The 21,674-nt window shown below is 69.7% G+C and carries 21 protein-coding genes; 8 read left to right on the top strand and 13 right to left on the bottom strand.

The annotated features are described in order from the left end of the window. Window positions 1-17: 17 nt before the first annotated feature. The 8 genes from HCX50_RS08670 to HCX50_RS08635 all read right to left on the bottom strand — a co-directional run bounded on the left by HCX50_RS08670 (window position 18) and on the right by HCX50_RS08635 (window position 10,969). Complete coding sequence (locus tag HCX50_RS08670) at window positions 18-1,538, bottom strand: SDR family NAD(P)-dependent oxidoreductase (protein WP_091032816.1); 1,521 nt, start codon at window positions 1,536-1,538, stop codon at window positions 18-20. Between the two features lie 200 nt (window positions 1,539-1,738). Continuing rightward, window positions 1,739-2,692 carry an ROK family protein gene (locus HCX50_RS08665; RefSeq protein ID WP_167633842.1) on the bottom strand — a complete coding sequence of 318 codons (954 nt, stop codon included), beginning with the start codon at window positions 2,690-2,692 and terminating at the stop codon, window positions 1,739-1,741. Beyond that, window positions 2,689-4,356: an ABC transporter ATP-binding protein gene (locus tag HCX50_RS08660; protein WP_091032819.1), complete on the bottom strand. Its 1,668-nt coding sequence runs from the start codon at window positions 4,354-4,356 to the stop codon at window positions 2,689-2,691. Before HCX50_RS08660 ends, HCX50_RS08665 begins: the two co-directional genes overlap by 4 nt. After that, window positions 4,353-5,231: an ABC transporter permease gene (locus tag HCX50_RS08655; RefSeq protein WP_244175958.1), complete on the bottom strand. Its 879-nt coding sequence runs from the start codon at window positions 5,229-5,231 to the stop codon at window positions 4,353-4,355. Before HCX50_RS08655 ends, HCX50_RS08660 begins: the two co-directional genes overlap by 4 nt. Next, window positions 5,228-6,247 carry an ABC transporter permease gene (locus HCX50_RS08650; protein ID WP_091032821.1) on the bottom strand — a complete coding sequence of 340 codons (1,020 nt, stop codon included), beginning with the start codon at window positions 6,245-6,247 and terminating at the stop codon, window positions 5,228-5,230. Before HCX50_RS08650 ends, HCX50_RS08655 begins: the two co-directional genes overlap by 4 nt. Window positions 6,248-6,259: 12 nt before the next feature. Beyond that, entirely contained in the window at window positions 6,260-8,068 is a 1,809-nt protein-coding gene (locus HCX50_RS08645) for a peptide ABC transporter substrate-binding protein (RefSeq protein WP_091032823.1), read from the bottom strand. 155 nt (window positions 8,069-8,223) lie between these two features. Further along, window positions 8,224-9,711, bottom strand: coding sequence for a M81 family metallopeptidase (locus HCX50_RS08640; protein ID WP_167633840.1), 1,488 nt, complete (start codon window positions 9,709-9,711; stop codon window positions 8,224-8,226). An 82-nt stretch (window positions 9,712-9,793) separates the two neighbouring features. Then, window positions 9,794-10,969, bottom strand: a complete 1,176-nt coding sequence (locus HCX50_RS08635) for an ROK family protein (protein WP_167633839.1) — start codon at window positions 10,967-10,969, stop codon at window positions 9,794-9,796. Window positions 10,970-11,223: 254 nt separating this feature from the next. On the opposite strand from HCX50_RS08635, the gene HCX50_RS08630 reads away from it, so the two are divergent. After that, window positions 11,224-11,667: a hypothetical protein gene (locus HCX50_RS08630; protein ID WP_167633837.1), complete on the top strand. Its 444-nt coding sequence runs from the start codon at window positions 11,224-11,226 to the stop codon at window positions 11,665-11,667. A gap of 116 nt (window positions 11,668-11,783) precedes the next feature. Here HCX50_RS08630 and HCX50_RS08625 read toward each other — a convergent pair whose 3' ends face one another. After that, entirely contained in the window at window positions 11,784-12,992 is a 1,209-nt protein-coding gene (locus HCX50_RS08625; RefSeq protein WP_167633835.1) for a hypothetical protein, read from the bottom strand. A gap of 66 nt (window positions 12,993-13,058) precedes the next feature. After that, the gene (locus HCX50_RS08620) at window positions 13,059-14,270 is read right to left on the bottom strand and encodes an ABC transporter (protein WP_167633833.1); all 1,212 of its coding nucleotides are present in this window, start codon (window positions 14,268-14,270) and stop codon (window positions 13,059-13,061) included. Window positions 14,271-14,485: 215 nt separating this feature from the next. Between HCX50_RS08620 and HCX50_RS08615 the strand changes: the two genes are divergently transcribed. From HCX50_RS08615 to HCX50_RS08585, 7 genes are all read left to right on the top strand, one after another. Beyond that, the gene (locus HCX50_RS08615; protein ID WP_167633831.1) at window positions 14,486-15,556 is read left to right on the top strand and encodes a M4 family metallopeptidase; all 1,071 of its coding nucleotides are present in this window, start codon (window positions 14,486-14,488) and stop codon (window positions 15,554-15,556) included. Further along, a complete protein-coding gene (locus HCX50_RS08610; protein ID WP_091032852.1) occupies window positions 15,531-15,839 on the top strand; it encodes a protealysin inhibitor emfourin in 309 nt (102 codons plus the stop codon). The genes HCX50_RS08615 and HCX50_RS08610 overlap by 26 nt, the downstream gene beginning before the upstream one ends. 49 nt (window positions 15,840-15,888) lie before the next feature. Then, window positions 15,889-16,221, top strand: a complete 333-nt coding sequence (locus tag HCX50_RS08605) for a hypothetical protein (protein WP_091032854.1) — start codon at window positions 15,889-15,891, stop codon at window positions 16,219-16,221. Window positions 16,222-16,304: 83 nt separating this feature from the next. Further along, window positions 16,305-16,541 carry a hypothetical protein gene (locus HCX50_RS08600; protein ID WP_167633829.1) on the top strand — a complete coding sequence of 79 codons (237 nt, stop codon included), beginning with the start codon at window positions 16,305-16,307 and terminating at the stop codon, window positions 16,539-16,541. A gap of 102 nt (window positions 16,542-16,643) precedes the next feature. After that, entirely contained in the window at window positions 16,644-17,456 is an 813-nt protein-coding gene (locus HCX50_RS08595) for a ribonuclease H family protein (protein WP_167633827.1), read from the top strand. 29 nt (window positions 17,457-17,485) lie between these two features. After that, window positions 17,486-17,875, top strand: a complete 390-nt coding sequence (locus HCX50_RS08590) for a DoxX family protein (RefSeq protein ID WP_167633825.1) — start codon at window positions 17,486-17,488, stop codon at window positions 17,873-17,875. Between the two features lie 120 nt (window positions 17,876-17,995). Further along, complete coding sequence (locus HCX50_RS08585) at window positions 17,996-18,733, top strand: Pr6Pr family membrane protein (RefSeq protein ID WP_337749364.1); 738 nt, start codon at window positions 17,996-17,998, stop codon at window positions 18,731-18,733. 51 nt (window positions 18,734-18,784) lie between these two features. Here HCX50_RS08585 and HCX50_RS08580 read toward each other — a convergent pair whose 3' ends face one another. The 3 genes from HCX50_RS08580 to HCX50_RS08570 form a co-directional block, all read right to left on the bottom strand. Continuing rightward, a complete protein-coding gene (locus HCX50_RS08580) occupies window positions 18,785-20,137 on the bottom strand; it encodes a flavin monoamine oxidase family protein (protein ID WP_167633823.1) in 1,353 nt (450 codons plus the stop codon). Window positions 20,138-20,303: 166 nt separating this feature from the next. Beyond that, on the bottom strand, window positions 20,304-21,281 hold the full coding sequence (locus HCX50_RS08575) for an SRPBCC family protein (RefSeq protein WP_091032881.1): 978 nt from the start codon (window positions 21,279-21,281) through the stop codon (window positions 20,304-20,306). Window position 21,282: 1 nt separating this feature from the next. After that, window positions 21,283-21,672 carry an ArsR/SmtB family transcription factor gene (locus tag HCX50_RS08570; RefSeq protein WP_167633821.1) on the bottom strand — a complete coding sequence of 130 codons (390 nt, stop codon included), beginning with the start codon at window positions 21,670-21,672 and terminating at the stop codon, window positions 21,283-21,285. Window positions 21,673-21,674 lie beyond the last annotated feature (2 nt).

Below are 21,674 nucleotides of genomic sequence, written 5' to 3'. Positions count from 1 at the left end.
CTATCGACTGCGGGGGTTCACCAGGGGCTGGGCTCGTAGTCCTTCAGGAACACCCCGTGCACGTCTTCGCCGGCCTCGCCACGCACGATCGGGTCGTACACGCGGGCGGCGCCGTCGACGAGGTCGAGCGGAGCATGGAAACCCTCTTCGGCCAGACGCACCTTCGTGTAGTGCGGGCGCTCGTCGGTGATCCATCCGGTGTCGACCGCGGTCATGAGGATGCCGTCCTTCTCGAGCATCTCGCCGGCGCTGGTGCGGGTGAGCATGTTGAGCGCGGCCTTGGCCATGTTCGTGTGCGGGTGCCCCGGGCCCTTGTACCGGCGGGAGAACTGCCCCTCCATGGCCGACACGTTCACCACGTACTTGCGGTGCGAATCGGATGCCGCCATCGACGCGCGCAGCCGGCTGATCAGCAGGAACGGCGCGGTCGTGTTGGCGAGCTGCACCTCGAGCATCTCGAGCGGGTCGACCTGGTCGATCGACTGCACCCAGCTGTTGGTGCGGTTCACATCCGGCACGAGACCACCCGCGTCGATCGCGGTGCCGTCGGCGTGCTTCTCGAGCGACGACGAGCCGGGCGCCATCGCGAGCCGGGCGAGGTCTTCTGCCGTGAGCGCCTGTCCGCCCTGCTCGGCGACCGTGCCGCCGAGGGCGGCGACCGAGAGCAGCGGATGCGCGTCGACCGATGCCTGCAGCGCCTGCGGGTGCGGATCGGCAGTGTGCCCGAAGGTCTCCATCTCGGGGAGCGGTCCGTCGGGAAGTGGCTGCAGTTCGGCATCCGCCAGCAGCGAGTACGAACCGGGCGAGCGGCGCACGGTCTGCGCGGCGTTGTTGATGAGGATGTCGAGCGGGCCCTGAGCCGCGACCGAGTCGGCGAGGCCGATCACCTGGGCGGGGTCGCGCAGGTCGATGCCGACGACGCGCAGGCGGTGCAGCCAGTCCCCCGAGTCGGGAAGGGCCGAGAAGCGACGCACGGCGTCGCGCGGGAACCGGGTCGTGATGGTCGTGTGCGCACCGTCGCGGAGCAGCCGCAGCGCGATGTGCATGCCGATCTTGGCGCGGCCACCCGTGAGCAGGGCGCGCTTGCCCGTGAGGTCGGTGCGGGCGTTGCGCTTGCCGTGGCTGAAGCGGGCGCAGTCCGGGCAGAGCTGGTGGTAGAACGCGTCGACCTGCGTGTACGGCTGCTTGCAGATGTAGCAGTTGCGGGGCTTGAGCAGCTCGCCCGCGATGGGCGCGTCCTGCACGCTGGTGGCGAGGTCGTTGCCGCGGGTCTCGTCGTCGATGCGGTCGGGCGCCCCGGTGGCGGTGCGGGCGACGACGGCCTTGTCGGCCTCGGCGATCGCGTCGCGGATCTCCTTGCGGCGCACGCGCTTGACCGCCTTGAACATCGCCGCGGTCGCGTGGCGCACGGCGACGAAGTCCGGGTGCTCGTTGTCGATCTGGTGCAGCTCGGCCAGTACGCGAAGGGTCGTGGCGAGATCGTCGGGGTCGACGCCCGGTCCGAGGTCGGGTGCAGCGTCGGAGGGGGCGTCGGTCATTGTGCTGATTTTACGCGAGTGTCCTGGGCATCCGCCCCGCCGGCATCCGCCCGCCCCCGTTGTCGAGTGCACGGCTTGTCGCCGAGTGCACGGGCTGTCGACGCGGGCAAGTCGTGCACTCGGCAAGAACCCGTGCACTCGGCGGGATGCGACGCGCACGGAGACGCGACGCGACATGATGCGGCGACGCGTGCGGCGCGTCAGACGAGGGCGCGCTGGCGGCGGAGCGCGGTCAGCACGGCACCGTTCGCCCCGGCCCACTCGCCGAGCGTGGCCGGCACGATGGGCGGAACCCGATGGAACGAGGCCCGTTCGCCGACATAGCGTGCCGCGAGCGTCACCAGCTGATGCGGCGCCTGAGCGAGCCCGCCGCCGATCACGATGCAACCGGGATCGACGAGGGCACACAGGGTGAGGATCGCCTCCGCGAGCGCCGACGACGCCCGTTCCACGATCGCGGTGGCCACGGCATCCCCCTCGCTGCTCGCCGCCAGCAGCCCTTCCGGACCGCCTGCACCGCCGACCGCGGCCCACGCCCGCCGCAGGGCGGGTGCGCCGATGATGGTCTCCAGGCATCCGCGGCGTCCGCACGAGCAGATGCTGCCGTCGGGCTCGATCGTGATGTGTCCGAGTTCGCCGGCCGAACCGTGCGCCCCCGGGACGACCTGCCCGTGCGCCACGTGTGCGCCCGCGATCCCGGTGCCCAGCGCGAGCACGAAGACGTCGTCGACACCGGCACCCGCGCCCCACGATGCCTCGGCGACCGCGGCGGCGTGACCGTCGTTGATGACGTCGACCGGGATGCCGAGTTCGGCGCTGAGCTGCGCGCCGAGCGGGCGGCCGTCGAGCGCAGGGATGTTGGTCGAGCGCACGACCACGCCCGCCGCCTCGTCGACCAATCCGGGGATCGACAGCACCACGCGTTCGAGGTCGGCATCACCGCGGAGCGATGCGGCGATCGCAGCCAGCCCCTCGACGGGCGAGTCCTTGGGCGTCGCGTGGCGGCCGCGCGCGAGGGGGGTCGGCGGCGCATCCAGCGAGATGCGCGCCGGCGCGAGCAGGTGCTTGACGCTCGATCCGCCGACGTCGAGCCCGAGCACGACAGGGCCCGCGCCGTGCACAAGGGTCGATCGGGTCGGCTCTCCCCCGGTCACGGGGCCATCACCCGGGCGGCCGCACGGGCCTCCCGCCGCAGCGCCTGCTTGTCGGGATCGGGAACCGGCACCGAGGCCAGCAGCCGTCGGCTGTACGGATGCTGCGGCGCCAGGAGCACGTCGTCGGCGGAGCCCGTCTCGACGATCTCGCCCTTGAGCATCACGGCGACGCGGTCGGAGATCTCGTGCACGACAGCGAGGTCGTGGCTGATGAAGAGGCACGCGAAGTGCATCTTCTCCTGCAGGGTGCGCAGCACCTCGAGCACCGCGGCCTGCACCGAGACGTCGAGCGCCGAGGTGGGCTCGTCGGCGATGATCAGTTCCGGCTCCAGGGCGATGGCGCGCGCGAGACCGATGCGCTGACGCTGCCCTCCGGAGAGCTCGTGCGGGTAGCGCGAGGCATAGTTCGTGGGCAGCTCGACGGCGTCGAGAAGCTCGGCCACGCGGGTGCGACGCGTGTTCGCCGAGGTCGGGAAGCGCCGCCGCTGCACGAGCAGGGGTTCGGCGATGGCCTCGCCGACGGTCATACGCGGGTCCAGGCTGGAACCCGGGTCCTGGAAGATCGCGCCGACGCGACCGCGCAGCGCGCGCTCCCGACGCCCGGAGACGCCGCCGCGTCCGACCTTCTCGCCGAACAGGGTGATGCCGCCGCTCGACAGGGGCAGGAGCCCCAGTGCCGCGCGTCCGAGGGTCGACTTGCCCGATCCGGATTCGCCGACCAGGCCGAGGATCTCCCCCGGAGCGATGCGCAGGCTCACGCCGTCGAGCGCGAGGAACGGTCGTCCGCCGCGTCGGTAGGTGACGCTCGCGGCATCCAACTCGAGCACCGCGGCGGGGACCTCGGTCTCGGGCTCCCGTTCGATCACGCTCGCGAGGTCGGGCAGCGAGGGCACGGCGCTGAGCAGCTTCTTCGTGTAGTCCTCGCGCGGCGCGGTAAGCACCGTGCGGGTGTCGCCCACCTCGACCATGGTGCCGCGGAACATCACCGCGACCCGGTCGGCGATGTCGGCGACGACGCCCATGTTGTGCGTGACGAGCAGGAACGCGGTCCCCGACTCGGCCGCGAGACCGCGGATCAGGTCGAGGATCTCGGCCTGCACGGTCACGTCGAGTGCGGTCGTCGGCTCGTCGGCGATGATCAGCTGCGGCTCGCAGGCGAGGGCGATCGCGATGACCACGCGCTGGCGCTGCCCACCGGACAGCTCGTGCGGGTAGCTCTTCGCCCGACGGGCGGGCTCGGGGATGCCCACGCGCCGGAGCATCTCGACCGCACGCTCCCAGGCCTCCGCCTTGGAGATGGTGCGGTGGTTGAGGATCGCCTCGGTGATCTGGTCGCCGATCCGCATGCTCGGGTTGAGCGCGGTCATCGGCTCCTGGAACACCATCGAGATCTCGGCGCCGCGCACGGCGTTCATCTCGGCTTCCGCGAGCGGCAGGAGCTCGCGCCCGGCGAGCCGGATCGAACCGGTGACCGTGGCCGAGCGCGGCAGCAGCTTCAGGATGGCCATGGCGGTGACGGACTTGCCCGAACCGGACTCGCCGACCAGCGCCAGCACCTCGCCGGGTCGGACCTCGAGGTCGATGCCCTTCACGGCCTCGACCGATCCGTCTTCCGTGCGGAACGTGACCGTGAGGTCGGAGATCTCCAGCAGTGCGTCGCTCATGCGGCACGCCCCTTCACGTCGAAGAAGTCGCGCAGGCCGTCGCCGATGCTGTTGAAGGCGCAGACGGTCAGCACGATGCAGAATCCGGCGGGGAAGATCAGCCACCAGGCGCCCGCGTACGTGTAGGTGATGCCGCTGGTGAGCATGGCGCCCCAGTCGGTCGCCGGCTTCTGCAGCCCCATTCCGAGGAACGAGATGTAGGCGACGAGGAGGATGGCGTCGGCGACCTGGAAGGTGGCGTTCACGACGATCGTGCCGACGGTGTTCGGGACGATGTGCTTGAGCACGGCGCGGGAGTGCGTACCGCCCATCGCCCGCAGGGCCAGCACGTACTCGCGCGACTTCAGCGAGATCGATTCAGCGCGCACGAGACGAGCCGGGACGAGCCAGGACACCAGGCCGATGACGCAGATCATCAGCGGCACGCTCGGGCGCAGGATCGCCGAGAGGATCAGCAGCAGGAAGGTCGCGGGGATCGCGATGCCGGCGTCGACGACGCGCATCATCACGGTGTCGACGGCACCGCCGACGTAGCCGGCGATCGCGCCCCAGAGGGTGCCGATGACGGTGGCGAGGATGCCGGCGGCGAGGCCGATCAGGATCGAGATCTGACCGCCCATCATGAGCCGACCGAGCACGTCGTAGCCGACGTCGTCGGTGCCGAGCGGATGGCCAGGGCTGCCCGGCGGCAGCATGGTGCTGCGCAGGTCGGTGTGGATCTGGTCCGTCGGGTGGATCAGCGGACCCAGGAAGCAGAAGAGCAGGAACAGCACGATGGTCACGATGCCGAAGACGGCGAGCTTGTTCTGCAGGAAGCGGCGCGTGCCCCGCTGACGCGGGGTCAGCGTGCGCATCACGATGGTCGTGGTGCTCACGAGAGCTCCTCTCGGGTGCGCGGATCGAGCAGCGCCTGGATGATGTCGGCGAGGAGCGATCCGATGACCGTCGCGAGCGCGATCACCAGGATGCAGCCGATCAGCACGGGGTAGTCGGAGGTCTGCGCCGAGGTCCAGAACAGCAGGCCCATGCCGGGGTAGTTGAAGAGCGACTCGACGACGATCATGCCGCCGAACATGACCGGCAGGTAGTAGCCGAGCATGGCGATCACGGGGGTCAGGGAGTTGCGCACCACGTGGCGGGTGATCACCACGGGCACCGAGGTGCCCTTCGCCCTGGCGGTGCGGACGTAGTCCTCGGAGAGGTTGTCGATCGTGGCCGAGCGCATGTACCGCGAGAACGTCGCGATGATGCCGAGCGCCGCGGTGAGCACCGGCAGCACGAGGCCGGCCGGGTTGGCCAGCACGTCGCCGACGGTCTCGCCCTGCGGCGCCTGGGCGGGTACGAGCCGCAGCCACTGGGCGAACACGATCACGAGGATCAGGCCGAGGAAGAACGACGGCGTCGAGTAGACGATGAAGTTCCAGGTGGTCAGCGCGTAGTCCCAGGCCTTGCCGCGGCGCACGGCCTGGAAGATGCCCATCGGGATCGCGATGATCAGTGCGAAGAGCATCGAGATGAGGGCCAGGATCAGCGTCTTCGGAAGACGCTGGCCGATGGCATCCGCCACCGGTCGGTTCAGTTTGAACGAGTCGCCCAGGTCTCCCTGCACCAGCTGCAGCAGGAAGTTGAAGTACTGCTGCCACAGGGGCAGATCGAAGCCGTTCTCCTTGTTGAAGGCGTCGATCTGCTCCTGCGATGCCTGCATGCCGAGGATGCCGGCGGCCGGCCCCTGCGGCATCGCGAGGTGGAGCAGCGCGAACACGATCAGCGTCACGATGAGGATGACGATCCCGCCCTGGCCGACCCGTCGCAACAGGTACCACCAGAACCGCGGGCCGCCGGCCCTCTCCTTCTTCTGCTGCGCGTTCTGCGCTGCTTCCACCACGCTCATGTCACCTGCTCGTTACTTGGTCCAGGACCAACGCTGGGGAAGGAACGACGCACCCGGGTCCTGGTGGGCGATGTCGAGTCCGTCACGGACGACGGAGACCTGGTACACCGGGTTCGGCATCCACATGACCGGGAGGTCGGTGGCGAGGTACTCGGAGTACTTCTTCGCGATCTCGGGATCGGTCGAGAAGGCCATCGCCTGGACGAGCTCCTCGGCCTCGGGGTTGTCGTACTGTCCGGCGTTCCACTTGGTGTCCTTCGCGAAGACGCGCTCACCGGTGGCGTACGGCGGGAAGTACCAGCTGCCCGCAGTACCGAAGAAGACGAGCTCCCACGTGCACGCGCTGCCGGTCTTGCACTCCTGCGCCTGCGTGAGGACGGTGTCGAGCGGCTTGGAGTCGATCGTCATCTTGACGCCGATCTTGCCGAGCGACGACTGGATCTCCGCCATCATGTTGTCGGTCTCCTGCGAGCCGTTCTGCGTGGTGACGACGATCTCCGCCTTGTCACCCGCGGCGATTCCCTCGCCGCACTGACCCTCGGCCGCGCCGGCTTCGGCGCACTCGAGCGTGCCGTCGGATCCCTTGACCCAGCCGTTGTCGGTGAACAGCTTCTCGGCCTTCTTCAGGTCGAACGGGTACGGGTTGTCCTTCTGCACGTCGGACAGTCCGCTGGAGTCCGCGGTCTGCGGGATGGGACCGTAGTCGGGAGTCGCGGCACCGTGCCAGACGACCTCGGAGATGGTCTCCTGGTCGATGGCGTGCTGCAGTGCCTGACGCACGTAGAGCTGCTTGTAGAAGGAGCCCTTCTCGGGGTTGGCGAAGTTGTACGGCATGTACGTGATCGACCAGCCGGCCCACGGCTCGATGCTGTAGCCGAGGTCGGTGAACTGCTTCTCGTTCGTGAGCTGCGAGCTCGTGACGTAGCCGTAGTCGACATCACCGGAGCGCACGACGTTCATCTCGGCGTCGGCCGACGTGAACGGCAGGAACTCGACGTTGTCGATGCTCGGCTTGTCCTCGCCGGTGTACTCCTTGTTGGCGGTGAGCTCCACCAGACCCGAGTCCGACCAGCTCTTGACCGTGTACGGGCCGGCGACGGTCTTCCACAGGTCGTTGGTCGCGTAGGTCTTCATGTCCTCGGCCTCGGAGAAGAGGTAGTCGAGAACCGCGGTCGCACCGGCCTGGTCGCGGTCGTGGTCGCCGATCTCGCCGTCAGCGCTGGTCTTGTCCCAGACGTGCTGCGGCATCGGGTAGATGAGGCTGAGCTGGTTGCCGAGGAGGAACTCCTCGTTGTAGACCTTGTCCATCGTCAGCGAGAACGTCTTGTCGTCGATGGTGGTGAACTCGGTGATGTTGTCGGGCATCAGGCCGGCGGAGTAGCCGCCGGTCTTCTCGCCGTTGAAGCGCACCAGGTTGTACCAGAACTCCACGTCGCGCGAGGTGACGGGCTCGCCGTCCGACCAGTCGAGGTCGTTCAGCGTGATCGTGATGGTCTTGCGGTCCTCGGAGAACTCGTAGGACTTGGCGGCGGAGGCCAGCTCGTCCCAGCCCATCTCGCCGTCGACACCGTTGTACTCGAACAGGCGCGGCCACATCGTCGCCTTGATGGCGCTGTTGTGGGTGGCCATCTTGTCGGGCGACGAGATCGGCAGGATCCAGTTGGGTCCGGTGCCGACCTGCAGGGCGAAGCTGACGGTGTCCTTCTCGCCCGAGCCGGTGTCGCCCGAGGCGCCACCCTGACAGGCGGTGAGGGCGAGCGTCGCGACGGCGAGCGCACCCAGGGGGGCGAGCAGCCGGCGGCGCAGCGACTGAGATCGCATGTAAACCTCCTTGTTCAACGCCTCGCAACCAAGGCGTTCGTCCGATTTATGACGTACTTTGAATCATGCCCGAACTAAGTCCGGGGCAGAAGTCGGTCTTGTTACGTTTAAGTAACTAACTTTCTTCGATTGCGGCGAAAAGCTGCGGAAGCGCGTCAGCCGACCATCTCGGCCGCGAGATCCGGAGCCTCATCGAACGCGTCGAACGGATGCATCGGACGCTGGATGCGGTGGTGACCGAGCCGCTCGAGGTCCTGATCCACCCCGCCAGGGGTGAGGGCGAGCGTCCAGCCGCGCATGATCGCGTACAGCTCGGGCTCGAGGTAGCCGATCTTGGTGACGACGATCTGCGCCGCGACCGGGTCGAGTCCGATCGAGGTGAAGTCGGAGACATCGTGGTACGCCTTGCGGAACTCCGTGACGATCACGTGCAGGCCACCGACGCGGATGACCGCGATGCCGCCGGCATCCACATCGCCCTCGTGCAGGCTGTGCAGCACTCCCTCGACGAGGACCGGTCCGTGTGGGCCGCTGTCGACGCGCGCGCCGACCTCGACCGACACCCGCTCACCCACGGCGTGACCGCGGAGGACGTCGAGCGCTCCCTTGTCGAACACCGAGGCGCACAGCGTGACCGGGGCGTCGTCGGAGGTGAGCTCGGGCTTCTGCAGCAGCTGCGCGAGGGTCCAGGTGACGTCCCCCGTGCCACCGGCGCCGGGGTTGTCGCCCGAGTCGCTGATGAAGTACGGGGTGTCGGTGGCGGCGAGGCCGGCCGCGACACCCTCGTCGAGGGTTCCAGGAGGGCCCACGAACTCGAAGTCGTCGCGCACATCCCAGAACGCGCGACCGAGCTCTTCCGCGGCGAGAGCGGTCGCCGCGTCGTCGGTGCCGGTCACGACCACGGTCGCGTGGCAGCGGGGCTCGTCGGCCCAGGCATAGCCGATCCAGATCGCGGCGTCGGTGATGCCGGGGCGCGCCTCGATCTCGGGGATGCGGGCGTACAGGCTCTTCGCCGGCTCCACGCGGGTGCTGGTCTTCTCACCGGGGAGCAGGATGGGCACGCGCACCCAGGCGCGGCGCGGGGTGACACCGCTCTCGAGCGCCTCGACGAGGTTGCGGATCGCGCGGTCGCGCGTCTCCCACGTGTCTTCGTGCGGGGCGAGGCGGTAGCAGGTGATGATGTCGACGTTCTCGATCAGGGTGCGCGAGACGTTGCCGTGCAGGTCCATCGATGCCGACACCACGACGTCGGCGCCGATCACCTCGCGGATGGCGGTGATCAGGTCGCCCTCGGCGTCGTCCATGCCCTCGACGCTCATCGCCCCGTGGATGTCGAAGAAGAGGCCGTCGAGCTTCTCGCCGTCGGCCACGAGCGCCCGCAGCCCGTCGCAGATGCGCGTCTTGATGCTGTCGTAGACCTCGCGCAGCACGGCACCGCCGGGGATCGATCGGGCGTAGTAGACCGGCAGCCACTCGGCGCGGCCGCGCATGTCGCCGTCGCGCAGGGAGTCGTAGCGGGTGATGAGCTCTTCGCCCTCCACGCGCAGGAAGTCGCGTTCGCCGGCGCGGTGCGGCGAGAAGGTGCTGGACTCGATGGCCATGCCGGCGATGGCGATGCGCGGGAGCGGGGACGTCTCGGTCATACTCCGAGTCTAGATCGGACCTCGAACCAAAACTTGCATCTTGTTCCGCATGGTCGCGAACTTGAGCCGATAATCGAAGCTACTACGCGGCGGTCGTGCGCAGTTCCTCGTCGATCCTGGCCGGGTCGAGCATCCGCTCCAGCAGCTCCCAGGCCACACCGCGCGCACCGGCGAGGGCGCCGGCTCGGCTCACGCCGATCTCGAGAGCATCCGTCGACATGGGCAGGCAGAGCGTGAACAGGGCCTGCCGCACGCCGGCGACGAACGCGTCGGCCGTGGCCAGTCGTCCGCCGAGCGCGAGCGCCTGCGGGTTGAAGAAGTTGATGATCGTGGCGAGCACCTCACCCGTGCGCGCGCCGGCCTCGCGCAGCGCAGAGGTGGCTTTGGGGTGGGCATCCTGCGCGAGCGCGAGCACGTCGTCGAGGGTCTCGACCGCGACGCCGGATTCACGCAGCGCATCCACGATCGCCGCACCGCTGGCGACCACGTCGAGGCAGCCGACCCGGCCGCACGAGCAGATGATGGGAGGGGCGTTGTGCAGGGCGACGTGGCTGATGTCGCCGGCGACCCCTCGGTACCCGCGGTAGACGGCGCCGTCGAGGATGATGCCGCAGCCGATGCCGCTGCCCGCCTTCACGAAGACCAGCTGCTCCTGCTCGCCGCCGCGCTCGATGAACTCACCGACGGCCATGGCGTTCGCGTCGTTGTCGATGAGGAACGGGAGCCCGGTGACCGAGCCGAGCACCTCACCCACGTCGACGCCGTTCCAACCGGGCATGCGCATGGGCGCCAGCAGGCGCGAGGTGCGCGAATCCACCGGGCCGGGCAGGCTCATCGCGATGCCCTCGACCGTGAGGCCGCCGTTGCCCTTCGCGAGTTTCTGCGCGCACTCCCACACCTGATTCACGACGCTCTCGACCCCGTCGAGGAGCGACACCTGCGCGACGGTCGAGGCGACGACCTCGGCACGACGGTCGAACAGTGCCACCGTGGCGTGCTTCTCGCCGAGCTCGACTCCGGCGACCACACTGCCGCCGGCCTTGACGGTCAGCACGCGGGGGCGACGGCCTCCGCGAGACTCGCCCTCGCCGTTCTCCTCGATGTAGCCGTGGGCGATCAGCTCTTCGACGCGGAGCGCGACGGTCGAGGGGGAGAGTCCGGTCAGGCGGGCGAGGTCGGCGCGGGACTGGGCCGCCCCGGTGCGCACCAGACGGAAGATCTCACCCTCGGAATGTACGGTCTGGGTAGCCGGCGCCACGGTGTCCTCGAATCATCTTGTTTCGGTAGTCAAACAAAGATAGCCCCATGACTGGAGGAATGTCACCCCCTGCGCGTCATGCTTCGACTCCCGGTTCGACTCTTGGTTCGCACCCCGCCCCCGCCGAGTGCACGGGATGCTGCCCAGCGCACGGGATCTTCACGCGAACGCGCCGTGCACTCGGCAGCACGCCGTGCACTCGACTCGGCGAAGGGGCGGGGGCGGGGCGGACCCCCAGGGCGCAGACTGGACGCATGACCGATTCCGACCCATACCTGCTCGGCCCCGGACTCCTTCCGACGCCGTTCACCGCCGCCGAGATCCGCGAAGCCACCGGATCGGGGAAGCTGATCCGCCTGCTCCTGGAGGGGCCCGACGGCCCGATGGGCGAACACGTCAACCGCTTCCGCGACACCGATGACGAGGGCGCGACCCTCGACCGGTGGGCCGCCGCCGACCCGAAGGCCGTCGTCTCGAACCGCGTGACCTGGGCCGAGCTGCAGGGGCATGCCGCGTTCGACGCAGGGACGACGAGCGTGTCGACCGTCGCGCTGTCGACACCCCTCGGGCAGCTCACCTGCCGCCGGTACGACACCGACGACGGCGTCTTCTGGTTCTCGATCGATCACCCCGGGATGCCCGTGCAGTACGAGTCCGACGGCATGCGCACGACGGTGCTGAGCATCGAACAGGACTGAGCCCGGGGCGCACGCACGATTCGCCGAGGTGCGGACGAATCGCGGAGCTTCCCGTGGGGATTGTTCCGCTCATCGCCGGCACCTCGGCTAATCGTCACGCCGAACCGGCGCCGAGGTCAGTGCCCGGCGGCGCCGACCACCACGAACTCGTTCGGCACGACGTCGAGGGTCGCCTCGGCCGACACCTCGCCGGTGTGCAGGTCGACCGCGAGGATGCGGTCCTTCGACGGCTCGGTCACGTAGGCGATGTCGCCCACCACGTGCAGGCCCGGGTGCGGCTGCTGCCACTCGGTCGGGCTCTCCCACGGATCGATCACATCCCAGGTGTCGACGAGCTCACCCGACTCGTCGAGCAGCGACAGGCTGCCGTCGGCCCCGAGCACCACGACGTTGTCATGTCCGTCGCGCCCGACTCCGCGCCAGGTGTACTCCACACCCTCCGGGAGGTCGACGATCGACATCGTCTGCGCCGCGGTGTCGATGCGCGCGAGCTGCGACAGCAGGTACCCCTCCTGGTCAGGGTCGGTCTTGTAGTCGCCGAACGCGATCGCGCTGGTCTCGCTCACGTACGCGTTGCCGGTGCGCCCGAACTCGTCGGGGGCATCGATCTTGGTGAACGCGCCGCCGTCGAAGAGCAGCACGCCGTCTTCGCAGCCGAACATCACGACCTCGCCCTTGAGAGCACCCTCACCGTGCACGCTCGGGCACTGCTCGTTGCGGGTGAGCTCGGTGCCGTCGGCCGCGAGGTGACGGACTCCGCTGCGGGCATCGGCCGTGCCGATCGTCGAGAGGATGCTGCCGTCGGCGAGCTCGAGCGCCACACCGTGGTGGGCGGCCTCCGAGGTGATCGTGTCCACCTCGGGAACGGCACCGGTGCCGACGGCATCCGTGTCGAAGATCCGCACCTCGCCGGTGCCGTCGTCGAACAGAGCCGTGCGTCCGGCGTGCGGGACTGCGTGGCCCGCGGCTTCGGCGTCGAACACCTCGCCGGTGAACTCGACGGTGCCGGATGCCAGGCCGGAGTCGAGCACGTGGAACCCGTCTTCCGCGGTGACGAAGACGTGCCCGTCGTGGTCGCCGGCGCCGTTGACGCGCAGGAAGCCACCGAGCTCGACCTGCCCGATGGTGTCGAGGGTCTCGCCGTCGAGCACGAGCACACCGCCGTCGTAGGTCACGGCGATGCGGGTGTCGCCTTCGTGGTGGTCTTCCGGTGCGGCGCCTGCGGTGTTCTCGGCGGCGGGCCCGGGGCTCGCACATCCGGCGAGCGCCACGGCGGCGATCACGCCGAGGGCGCCGATCGCGAGGCGGCTGCGGGGTCGGGACATGGATCGTCTCTCTTTCTTCTGGGTGGGTGCGCGGGATGCGCGGCGACGACCGGAGTCGTCGAGGGCTCAGCCGACCTGCTGCACGGACCAGGGGTCGAGGTCGGCGAAGGTTCGGGTGACCGTGCCGTCGCCGTGGTCGATCTCGTGCACGGCACCGGTCGCCGGGTCGCTCACGTAGGCGTGCTGGGCATCGACGAGCAGCTGCACGCGGTCGCGCAGGGCGGGGTCGGTGACGGATGCTGCCAGCAGCGGTTCCGTATGGGCCAGCACGGTGCCGTCCGGGGCGAGCACGCGGACGCGACCGTCGGCATCGATCGCGACCGTGCGACTGTCGTCGTCACCGAGGGCGGCGGCCTGCAGCAGGGGCACATCCGAGGGGAGCAGCATCCACTGCCGCTGCCGCACGTCGAGTAGCCAGGCACCCTGCTCGCCCGCGACTCCGGCGAGGTCGGGGCGGTCGGCGCGGCCGGAGAGACTGCTCGCCGGGAGCGCGTTCGCGGGGTACGGGATGGCCTCGGCGGCGATGGTGCCGCCGACCTCGCGGCTGAAGAGCACGGCCCCCTCGGCGCACGAGAAGACGGCGCCGACGCGGGTCAGGTCGACGTCGCGGGGATCGGCGCACGCGACTGCTGCATCCGGGACGCGGTCGCCGGCGGGGTCGAGCAGCTCGATCGTCGCCCCGGCGGTCGGCACGAGGAGGTGTCCGGCGAGTGGGGCGACGGCGCCTGCGGCATCGACGGTCACACGCGGGGCGGCTTCGAGCCCCTCGGCGAGAGCGTCGTGGGCGAGCAGGACCAGTTCCCCGCCCGCGAAGGCGACGGTCGCCCGCTGTTCACCGGCGACGACCGTGACGTCTCCCTCGCCCTCGAGGATTCCGAGCGTCTGCGGGGCGCCACGGAAGGAGTGCGTGTGATCGCCGTGCGGCACGGTCCAGCGCGCGGAGTCGAACACCTCGACCGCGGTGCCACCCTCCGTGTCGTGCGCGCGGTAGACGAGACGGCCATCGCCGAAGATGCCGGTGATGCCGCTGCGGCCTGGCGCGAGTGTCGCGCGCTCTTCGGTGGCGAGGTCGAGAAGCGTGAGCTCGCCGCGCCGGTCGGCGATAACGAGGGCGCGGGCGGGAGAGGCGACCTCGGCCGCGCCACCCGCGTCGATGCCGTGCGCGTCGGGAGCGGATGCGTCGGGCGTGGGCGGGGCGGTCGGGGCACAGGCGGTGAACGCGAGCAACAGCGTGAGCGCGGCGGCGACGGATGCGGTTCGGCGGAGAGGAGGGTTCATGACGTTCTCACCCTATTGAGAACGATTCTCGTTATCAAGTCGGCGGACGTTGCGGCCTTGGCCTCCTCGCCCGAGGCGCACGGAATGGAGGAGAAAACACGGGACGAAGGAGCGGTGGGGCGGAAGCGTCCTTCGAAGCACGCGATCTCCTTCATTTCGCGTCATGCCCACGGACAGTCAGCCCGAACGTCAGCGCCCCGGCGTAGGGTCGCAGCATGAGCAGCACAGCATCCGGAGAAAGTCATGGAGTGGTCCCCTCCTATCTGCTCGCGCGCCTGGCCGAGTCGGGGCGTTTCCCCAAGGCCGCAGCCGCCGCGCGGCAGACGCTCACGTCGGGTCGCCCGCCCTTCCGCGCCCGCATCGACCTCTCGATCGACGAGAACGGCGACCTCGTCGCCCAGCTCTCGGATGCTCCCAACCGCACGATCAGCGATGCCGGCAACACGCAGCAGCTACCCGGAGCCGTGGTGCGCGGCGAAGACGACGGCCCGGTGGAAGACACCGCGGTCAACGAGGCGTTCGACGGGCTCGGCGCCACGTTCGAGATGCTGCTGGCCGCGTTCCAGCGCAACTCCCTCGACGACGCCGGGGCCCCGCTCGACGCGACCGTGCACTACGGCGTCGACTACGACAACGCGTTCTGGGATGGCGAGCGCATGGTGTTCGGCGACGGCGACGGCGAGGTGTTCCAGGGGTTCACCGGGTCGCTCACCGTCATCGGCCACGAGCTCGCGCACGGCGTCGTGCAGCACACCGCGAACCTCGAATACCAGGGGCAGCCCGGGGCGCTGAACGAGTCCATCGCCGACGTGTTCGGCGCGCTGACCGAGCAGTACGCCCTCGGCCAGACCGCCGACCAGGCGACCTGGCTCATCGGCGCCGAGATCTTCACCGACGCCGTCGAGGGTGCGGCGCTGCGCTCGATGATCGCCCCCGGCACCGCCTACGACGACGACGAGCTCGGCAAAGACCCCCAGCCCGACCACATGAGCGGCTTCGTGCGCACGACCGAGGACAACGGCGGGGTGCACATCAACTCCGGCATCCCCAACCGCGCCTTCGCCCTGTTCGCGACCGACCTCGGCGGCAACGCCTGGGAGCGGGCGGGCACGGTCTGGTACCGGGCTCTCACCGGGGGCTTGTCGAGCACGGCGACCTTCACGGAATTCGCCGACGCCACGGTCGCCGCCGCCACCGCGCTCGACGATGCCACGGCCGAAGCGGCTCGACGCGCCTGGAGTGCCGTGGGAGTCTATGAAGATGAGCGAGTCCCCTCCACCGACTGACACGCACGTCGTGATCGCGGTGGTGCGCACCGGCGGCATCGCGGGCATCCGTCGTCAGTGGCGGGTGGAAGCCGAGCCCGACGACGCCGGGGAGTGGATCGACCTCATCGACGGCTGCCCGTGGGACGAGGAGTTTGATGCCGGCACCGGCGCCGACCGGTACGTCTGGAGCATCCGAGCCCGCACACCCTCCGAACGGCGAGAGCGAGAACTCCCCGACTCCGCACTCGACGGCCCCTGGCGCACGCTCGTCGAAGCGGTGCGCACGGCCGCCAGGCGCTGAACCCGCGAAACCGGGTCGGCACGACACGACACCACTCGACAGGAGAACCATGCTGACGGCGGAGGAAGCCGAAAGACTGCTCGGCGCGGCGCGTGAGGCCCACGCCCGTGGCGACCTGCTGCTGCACCTGCACGTCGAGGTCAGCCGCCTCACCGGAGTCCCGTCATCGTGGGGTTCCGCGGCGAACGAGTACCTGCAGAACGAGAGCGTCGGCTACTTCCTCGGTGAGGTGGAGCGCGTCGGCTGGCGACTCGAACACACGGGATACGCGTTCGTCGGGTCCGGGGCGACGACATCCGAACGTGTGCTGAGCACCGGGACCGGTGTCGTGAACCACGGCGGCGTCTCGGGGTACTTCACCTTCCGTCGCGCGTCATCCTGAGGCGAAGCCTCGATCCCGCCACTCCCGATCAATCCGGTGTGAATCCGACCCCGTAACCGCCGGGCAGGTTCACAATGGAGACCATGGGACTGTTCCAGCAGAAGCCGGAAGAACAAGAGAACCAGTGGGTGCTGCCCTCTGAGCCGATCGAGCGCACGGAGGCGGATGTGCTCGACACGGCGCCCGTCGTCGATCCGCTGTCGATCGGCCTCGGCGCGGAGACCAGCGGTGACCTGAGCTCGGTCCTGTTCCCGGTCGCACCTCCCGCCCCCGAGGCCGAAGCGGCCGAGAGCGGCGAGCCTGAGGCCGAAGAGGACTGACCTGCACCACGTCGCAGTTTCGCCACCGCGACGCAGGGCAACCATCGATTCCCTGCGACCCGCGTGCGAATCGACGAAGGGCCGCGCGGCTACGGTTGAGGGATGACGATCACCGCCGCCGCAGACGGCTCCGCCCTGGGCAACCCCGGCCCCAACGGCTGGGCCTGGTACATCGACGACGCGAACTGGGCGGCCGGCGGTTCCCCGCACGGCACCAACAACCAGGGAGAGCTGCGCGCGGTTCTCGAACTGCTGCTCGCGACCGCCGGCACCGACGAGAAGCTGATGATCGAGTGCGACAGCCGCTACGTGATCGACTCCGTGACCAAGTGGATGCCGGGCTGGAAGCGCAAGGGCTGGCGCAAGTCCGACGGCGGGCCCGTGCTCAACCGCGACCTGCTCGAGGGCATCGACGAGGCGATCCGCGGCCGCGACGTCGAGTTCTCCTGGGTCAAGGGGCACGCCGGACACCCGCTCAACGAGGCGGCCGACGAACGCGCGAACGCCGCCGCCAAGGCCTACCAGGCGAAGCAGGAACCGCGACGAGGGCCGGGCTTCACGATGGGAACGGATGCCGGGGCCGCCGTATCCGGATCCGCGCCCGTCGCTGCGTCCGCATCGTCGGCAGCGGCGACGCCGGCAGCGGCGACGCCGGCAGCGGCGACGCCGGCAGCGGCGACGCCGGCAGCGGCGACGCCGGCAGCGGCAGCATCCGCTCCTTCTCCGGCCGCGGCCGCCTCGGTCGCCGAGCCGCTCTGGGCCGAGGCATCCGATCTGCTCGACGGCCTGAACGCCCCCGACGACGACCCGATCGAGCTGCGGATCCCCCTTTCCTCCGACGAGCACGCCCGCCTGCGCGACCGCGCCGAGGCCCAGGGCGTCTCGCTCGAAGAAGCGCTCCGCCGCCTGATCTGAGCGTGATGGCCGAGGCGTAAACTCGCCCCATGTCGACTCCTGCCCGCACTATCGGCCGCATCTTCCTCGGCGCCTCCCTCGTCTTCGCGGGCGTCTCGCACCTCACGGTGGCTCGCGAGGAGTTCCAGGCCCAGGTTCCGGAGTCGCTACCGCTCGACCCTGATACGACCGTGCTCGCCTCCGGCGTGGCCGAGGTCGCGCTCGGCTCTGCCCTGTTGCTGGCACGACGCCGGCGGCGCACGGTCGGCACGATCGCCGCGCTGTTCTTCGTCGCCGTGTTCCCCGGCAACGTGGCGCAGTGGATGCACCACCGTGACGGCTTCGGCCTCGACACGGACATGAAGCGTTTCGTCCGGCTGTTCTTCCAGCCGCTGCTCGTCGCACTGGCGCTGTGGTCGACCCGCGAACCCCGACGCTGACACGCCGACACAGGGTCACCAGCACGGATCCACAACTGACAGGACGGGCCCCCGCGCGACGGAACCTCGGAGGTCCGATCCGTAGACTCGGCGGATGAGGAAAAGGCGGGTGACGCAGCGGTGAAGGCGCGTACCGTCTTCGGCCTGCTCCGCCTCGGCGCTGCCGCCATCTGCCTCGTGGCGCTCATCCATCGACTGAGCTGGGGGCTCGCGTCGCACACGATCGCGAGCCAGAACTTCTTCGCCTACCTGACCAACCAATCCAACATCGCGTTCGTCGTGCTGCTGACGATCGCGGGGGTGATCGCTCTGCGCACGGCGCGGGATCCGCGGTGGCTCACGGTGGCACTGGCACTCGTGCTGACCTGGACGATCACCGCGGGGCTGGTCTTCGCGATCCTCGTCTGGCAGGCCGGCATCCGCGGCATCCGCATCGACGTGCCGTGGTCGGATCAGGTGCTGCACTTCTGGCTGCCGGCGCTGACGGTGGCGGCGTGGGCCCTGGCGCCCGGCCATCGATCGGTGCCGTGGCGGGTGGTCCCGGTGACGCTCGCCTACCCGGTGCTGTGGGGGATTGCGACGATGATCCGCGGGCCGATGATCGGCTGGTACCCCTATTACTTCCTCGACCCGCGACAGGTGAGCGGGCCGCTGGAGTTCCTCGCCTCGGCGGCGATCGCGCTCGGCAGCTTCGCCGTGGTCTCGACCGTGCTCGTGCTCATCAGCCGGATGCCGCTGCCGAGACGGCTGCGGACGGATGCGGACGACGACCCCGACGAACCGGACGGCTCGCCCGCCGTCGATGGCGAGCAGGTGCCGGAGGAAGCCGCGCGGGAGACGGCGACCGCGCGGAGCTAGACGCGTCGGACGGCGCGCCGACCGTGGAACCGGCGCCGACGACGACGGCGGTCAGATCCAGAGCGTGAGCGAGGCGAGGGCCGCTTCGAGTGCCGCCTTCTCGTCGAGGGCGGCGAAGTCCGCGGCAGCGGTTCCGCCGACGAGTCCCACGAGCACGTTCTCGCCGGTGGTCGGCTGCAGGTTGATCCAGGTCGGGATCAGCACATCGGCACCCACGGCGCGCCAGATCGACTCCTCGTTCTCCCAGAACGGCTCGTCCCACCGCAACCAGACGGTCTCGATCGCGCCCATGCCGAGGGCGGCGATCGCGCCGCGCTGCGAGAACGGGAGCGCAGGGTCGAACTCGATGCTGCGCTTCTGGAGCACGCCCAGCGGCACCGTCACGACCACCCGGTCGAACGACAGGGCCTCACCGGTACCGAGGCGGATGCTGACGCCGGAGTCGTCGTACGCGATGCGAGCGACCGGGGAGCTCAGCCCCACCTGCACGCCATCGAGCGCATGCTCCACGAACGGGGTGAGGTCGTCGCGCGCCGCCTTCGGCTCACCACTCGGCAGCGGCGGGGCCAGCCAGCTGGAGAGCGCGTCGGCATCGGCACCGGTGCGGGTGGCGAGGATCGCGAGCAGGGCGGCGGTCGCGGGGTCGGCGGGATCGATGCCCGCCGCGGTCAGGGCGTCGGCGACCGAGGAATCCTCGGGGGCCGCCTGCGCGGTCGTCATCGCCGCGGTGAACGGCTGCGGGTCGACCGGGTCGATGTCGGCATCCGGTGTGCGCCAGAGCTCGCCGGTCAGCTCGTCGATGCCGACATCGCCGCTCGTCAACTGATCGAGGACCTCGGAATCGTCTTCGCCGAAGAGCCAGGCGCCGAGCTGCACCGGCACCGGCCACGAGTCGTCGACCTGCGAGTGGACGCGTCCGCCCACGCGGTCGCGCGCCTCGAACACGGTCACCTGCACGCCGCGTTCGGCGAGCAATGCTGCAGCCGTGGCGCCCGCGAGGCCGGCGCCGACGACGGCGACCCGCTCGCCGGAGCTGCCCGGGATCATGAGCTCTTCCGCGGCGCGCGCACCGGAGGCGATGGCCCCGCGCACCGTGCCGGGAGCATCCTCATCGGTCGCCTCGCCCGCGAAGAACACGCGGTCATCGATGGGCAGACCCAGCGCGGTGCGGGTGCCGGCGACGACCCCGACGGGGGTGAAGCTGGCGGCGCCGAGGGCGAACGGGTCGGTGCTCCAGGTGCTGCGGACGCTGCCGGCCGGCGCGGGAACTCCGGGCGGAGGCTCGGGTTCGCGGGTGCGCGTGGGCGTCGGCGTGGGCGCGGGTTCGGGGGTGCAGGAGGCGAGAAGCACCGAAGCGACGCCGGCTCCGGCGCCGAGGAGCAGAGTGCGGCGCGTGATCCTCATCGTGTCGCCACTTTATCCCGAGCCGGGCGGTTCTGCCTCGGCGGGAGGGGTGGTGCGGCCGTTAGCCCGGGCATAACTCCTCAGAAACAGGCTCCGAATGCCGAGAACCGGCCGGATCCGCGGGGATCCGGCCGGTTCTTGAGGAGTTGTGAACGCGGTGCTGGGGTCAGACGGCGAGCAGCTCCCGCTCCAGGCGAGCGAACGACGACTCCATGCCGTCGGCCATACCGGTGGCGAGGATCATGTCGCGCGTCTCCTTGTCGGGGTACTCGATGAGCACCGTGACGAGGGTCGCGCCGTCCTCCTCGTACAGGTTCAGATCGTTGAGGGTCTCGGTCGGCATGCCCTGCATCCGCTCAGTGGTGACCGCGCGGCGCGGGGCGTCGATCAGGAGCGCCTCCCCCTCGAAGCCGAACGGCTCCCCCTCCGTGTCGCCCACCGGCGCCCAGGAGTTCCGATACGACTGGCCGACCTCGGTGGCGGCAACGCACTCCGTCATCTCCCAGCCGTCGGGGCCGAGCATCCACTTGCGGATGAGCTCGGGCTCGAAGTGCGCGCGCCAGACCAGCTCACGCGGCCCTTCGACCAGACGGGTGATGCGCACGTGGGTGTCATCGAGCAGCTCCACCCGGGTGCCCTTGCCCTGCGCGTAGTCGCGGAGGTCCTGCAGCACGGCATCCAGCTGCGCCATCGCCATCTTGATGCCCTCGACCTGGCCCATCTCGACGACCTGCTCGAGTGCATCGACCGAGTCGAAGTGGCTGGTCGTGACCATGCGGGTGCCCTCGGCGGTGGGCTCGAACGAGAACGACATCCGCTGCGCGGGGAAGCCCTCGAGTGGCTTGCCGGACTCGTCCACGAAGGAGTCGATCACCTCGAAGCCGTTCGGCGCATCGATCGAGAGGAACTCCCACGATCCGGATGACTTCTCGCCACGGGGGCCGTTCATCGAGTAGACCGCGCGTCCGCCGACGGTGTGGTCCCAGGCGGTGAAGGTGGCCGGCCATCCGGGAGGACCCCAGAAGCGTTCGAGCTGGCGCGGATCGCTGTAGGCGCTCCAGACCCGCTCGATGGGGGCTGCGAAGTCGGCGACCACGGTCATCGTGAGGTTGTCGGCATCGGTGGTGACGTCGGTGACAGGCATTTCAGTCTCCTTGCTCGTTCTTCGGGGTGTCGCTGTTGTCGGATGCGCCGGACCGAGGCGTCTCGGCCAGCAGGTCGTCGAGTCGGGCGATGCGCGACCGCCACAGCTCTTCGTATCGGGCGAGGAGCGCCCTGGCGCGGGCGATCATCTCGGGGTTTGCGCGGACGAGCCGCTCGCGTCCCTCGGCGCGCTTGACGATGAGGTTCGCGGCCTCGAGCACGGCGACGTGCTTCTGCACCGCGGCGAACGACATCTCGTATTCGGAGGCGAGGGTCGAGACCGACTGCTCACGCTCGATCGTCCGGCGCAGGATGTCGCGCCGGGTCGACGTCGCCAGTGCGTGGAAGACACGGTCGACCTCCGCTTCGCTCAGTTCTCTTTGTGCAACCATTT

Source organism: Microbacterium sp. B19(2022) (assembly GCF_012030385.1).
Lineage (GTDB): Bacteria > Actinomycetota > Actinomycetes > Actinomycetales > Microbacteriaceae > Microbacterium > Microbacterium oxydans_B.
This window is presented reverse-complemented; position numbering and strand designations above follow the sequence as displayed.

What these genes read in the sequence shown, in the direction of transcription:
- HCX50_RS08670 (WP_091032816.1), bottom strand. Translation starts at nt 1,538, where the DNA reads ATGACCGACGCCCCCTCCGACGCTGCACCCGACCTCGGACCGGGCGTC.
- HCX50_RS08660 (WP_091032819.1), bottom strand. Translation starts at nt 4,356, where the DNA reads ATGAGCGACGCACTGCTGGAGATCTCCGACCTCACGGTCACGTTCCGC.
- HCX50_RS08650 (WP_091032821.1), bottom strand. Translation starts at nt 6,247, where the DNA reads ATGAGCGTGGTGGAAGCAGCGCAGAACGCGCAGCAGAAGAAGGAGAGG.
- HCX50_RS08645 (WP_091032823.1), bottom strand. Translation starts at nt 8,068, where the DNA reads ATGCGATCTCAGTCGCTGCGCCGCCGGCTGCTCGCCCCCCTGGGTGCG.
- HCX50_RS08640 (WP_167633840.1), bottom strand. Translation starts at nt 9,711, where the DNA reads ATGACCGAGACGTCCCCGCTCCCGCGCATCGCCATCGCCGGCATGGCC.
- HCX50_RS08630 (WP_167633837.1), top strand. Translation starts at nt 11,224, where the DNA reads ATGACCGATTCCGACCCATACCTGCTCGGCCCCGGACTCCTTCCGACG.
- HCX50_RS08625 (WP_167633835.1), bottom strand. Translation starts at nt 12,992, where the DNA reads ATGTCCCGACCCCGCAGCCGCCTCGCGATCGGCGCCCTCGGCGTGATC.
- HCX50_RS08620 (WP_167633833.1), bottom strand. Translation starts at nt 14,270, where the DNA reads ATGAACCCTCCTCTCCGCCGAACCGCATCCGTCGCCGCCGCGCTCACG.
- HCX50_RS08615 (WP_167633831.1), top strand. Translation starts at nt 14,486, where the DNA reads ATGAGCAGCACAGCATCCGGAGAAAGTCATGGAGTGGTCCCCTCCTAT.
- HCX50_RS08610 (WP_091032852.1), top strand. Translation starts at nt 15,531, where the DNA reads ATGAGCGAGTCCCCTCCACCGACTGACACGCACGTCGTGATCGCGGTG.
- HCX50_RS08605 (WP_091032854.1), top strand. Translation starts at nt 15,889, where the DNA reads ATGCTGACGGCGGAGGAAGCCGAAAGACTGCTCGGCGCGGCGCGTGAG.
- HCX50_RS08600 (WP_167633829.1), top strand. Translation starts at nt 16,305, where the DNA reads ATGGGACTGTTCCAGCAGAAGCCGGAAGAACAAGAGAACCAGTGGGTG.
- HCX50_RS08595 (WP_167633827.1), top strand. Translation starts at nt 16,644, where the DNA reads ATGACGATCACCGCCGCCGCAGACGGCTCCGCCCTGGGCAACCCCGGC.
- HCX50_RS08590 (WP_167633825.1), top strand. Translation starts at nt 17,486, where the DNA reads ATGTCGACTCCTGCCCGCACTATCGGCCGCATCTTCCTCGGCGCCTCC.
- HCX50_RS08580 (WP_167633823.1), bottom strand. Translation starts at nt 20,137, where the DNA reads ATGAGGATCACGCGCCGCACTCTGCTCCTCGGCGCCGGAGCCGGCGTC.
- HCX50_RS08575 (WP_091032881.1), bottom strand. Translation starts at nt 21,281, where the DNA reads ATGCCTGTCACCGACGTCACCACCGATGCCGACAACCTCACGATGACC.
- HCX50_RS08570 (WP_167633821.1), bottom strand. Translation starts at nt 21,672, where the DNA reads ATGGTTGCACAAAGAGAACTGAGCGAAGCGGAGGTCGACCGTGTCTTC.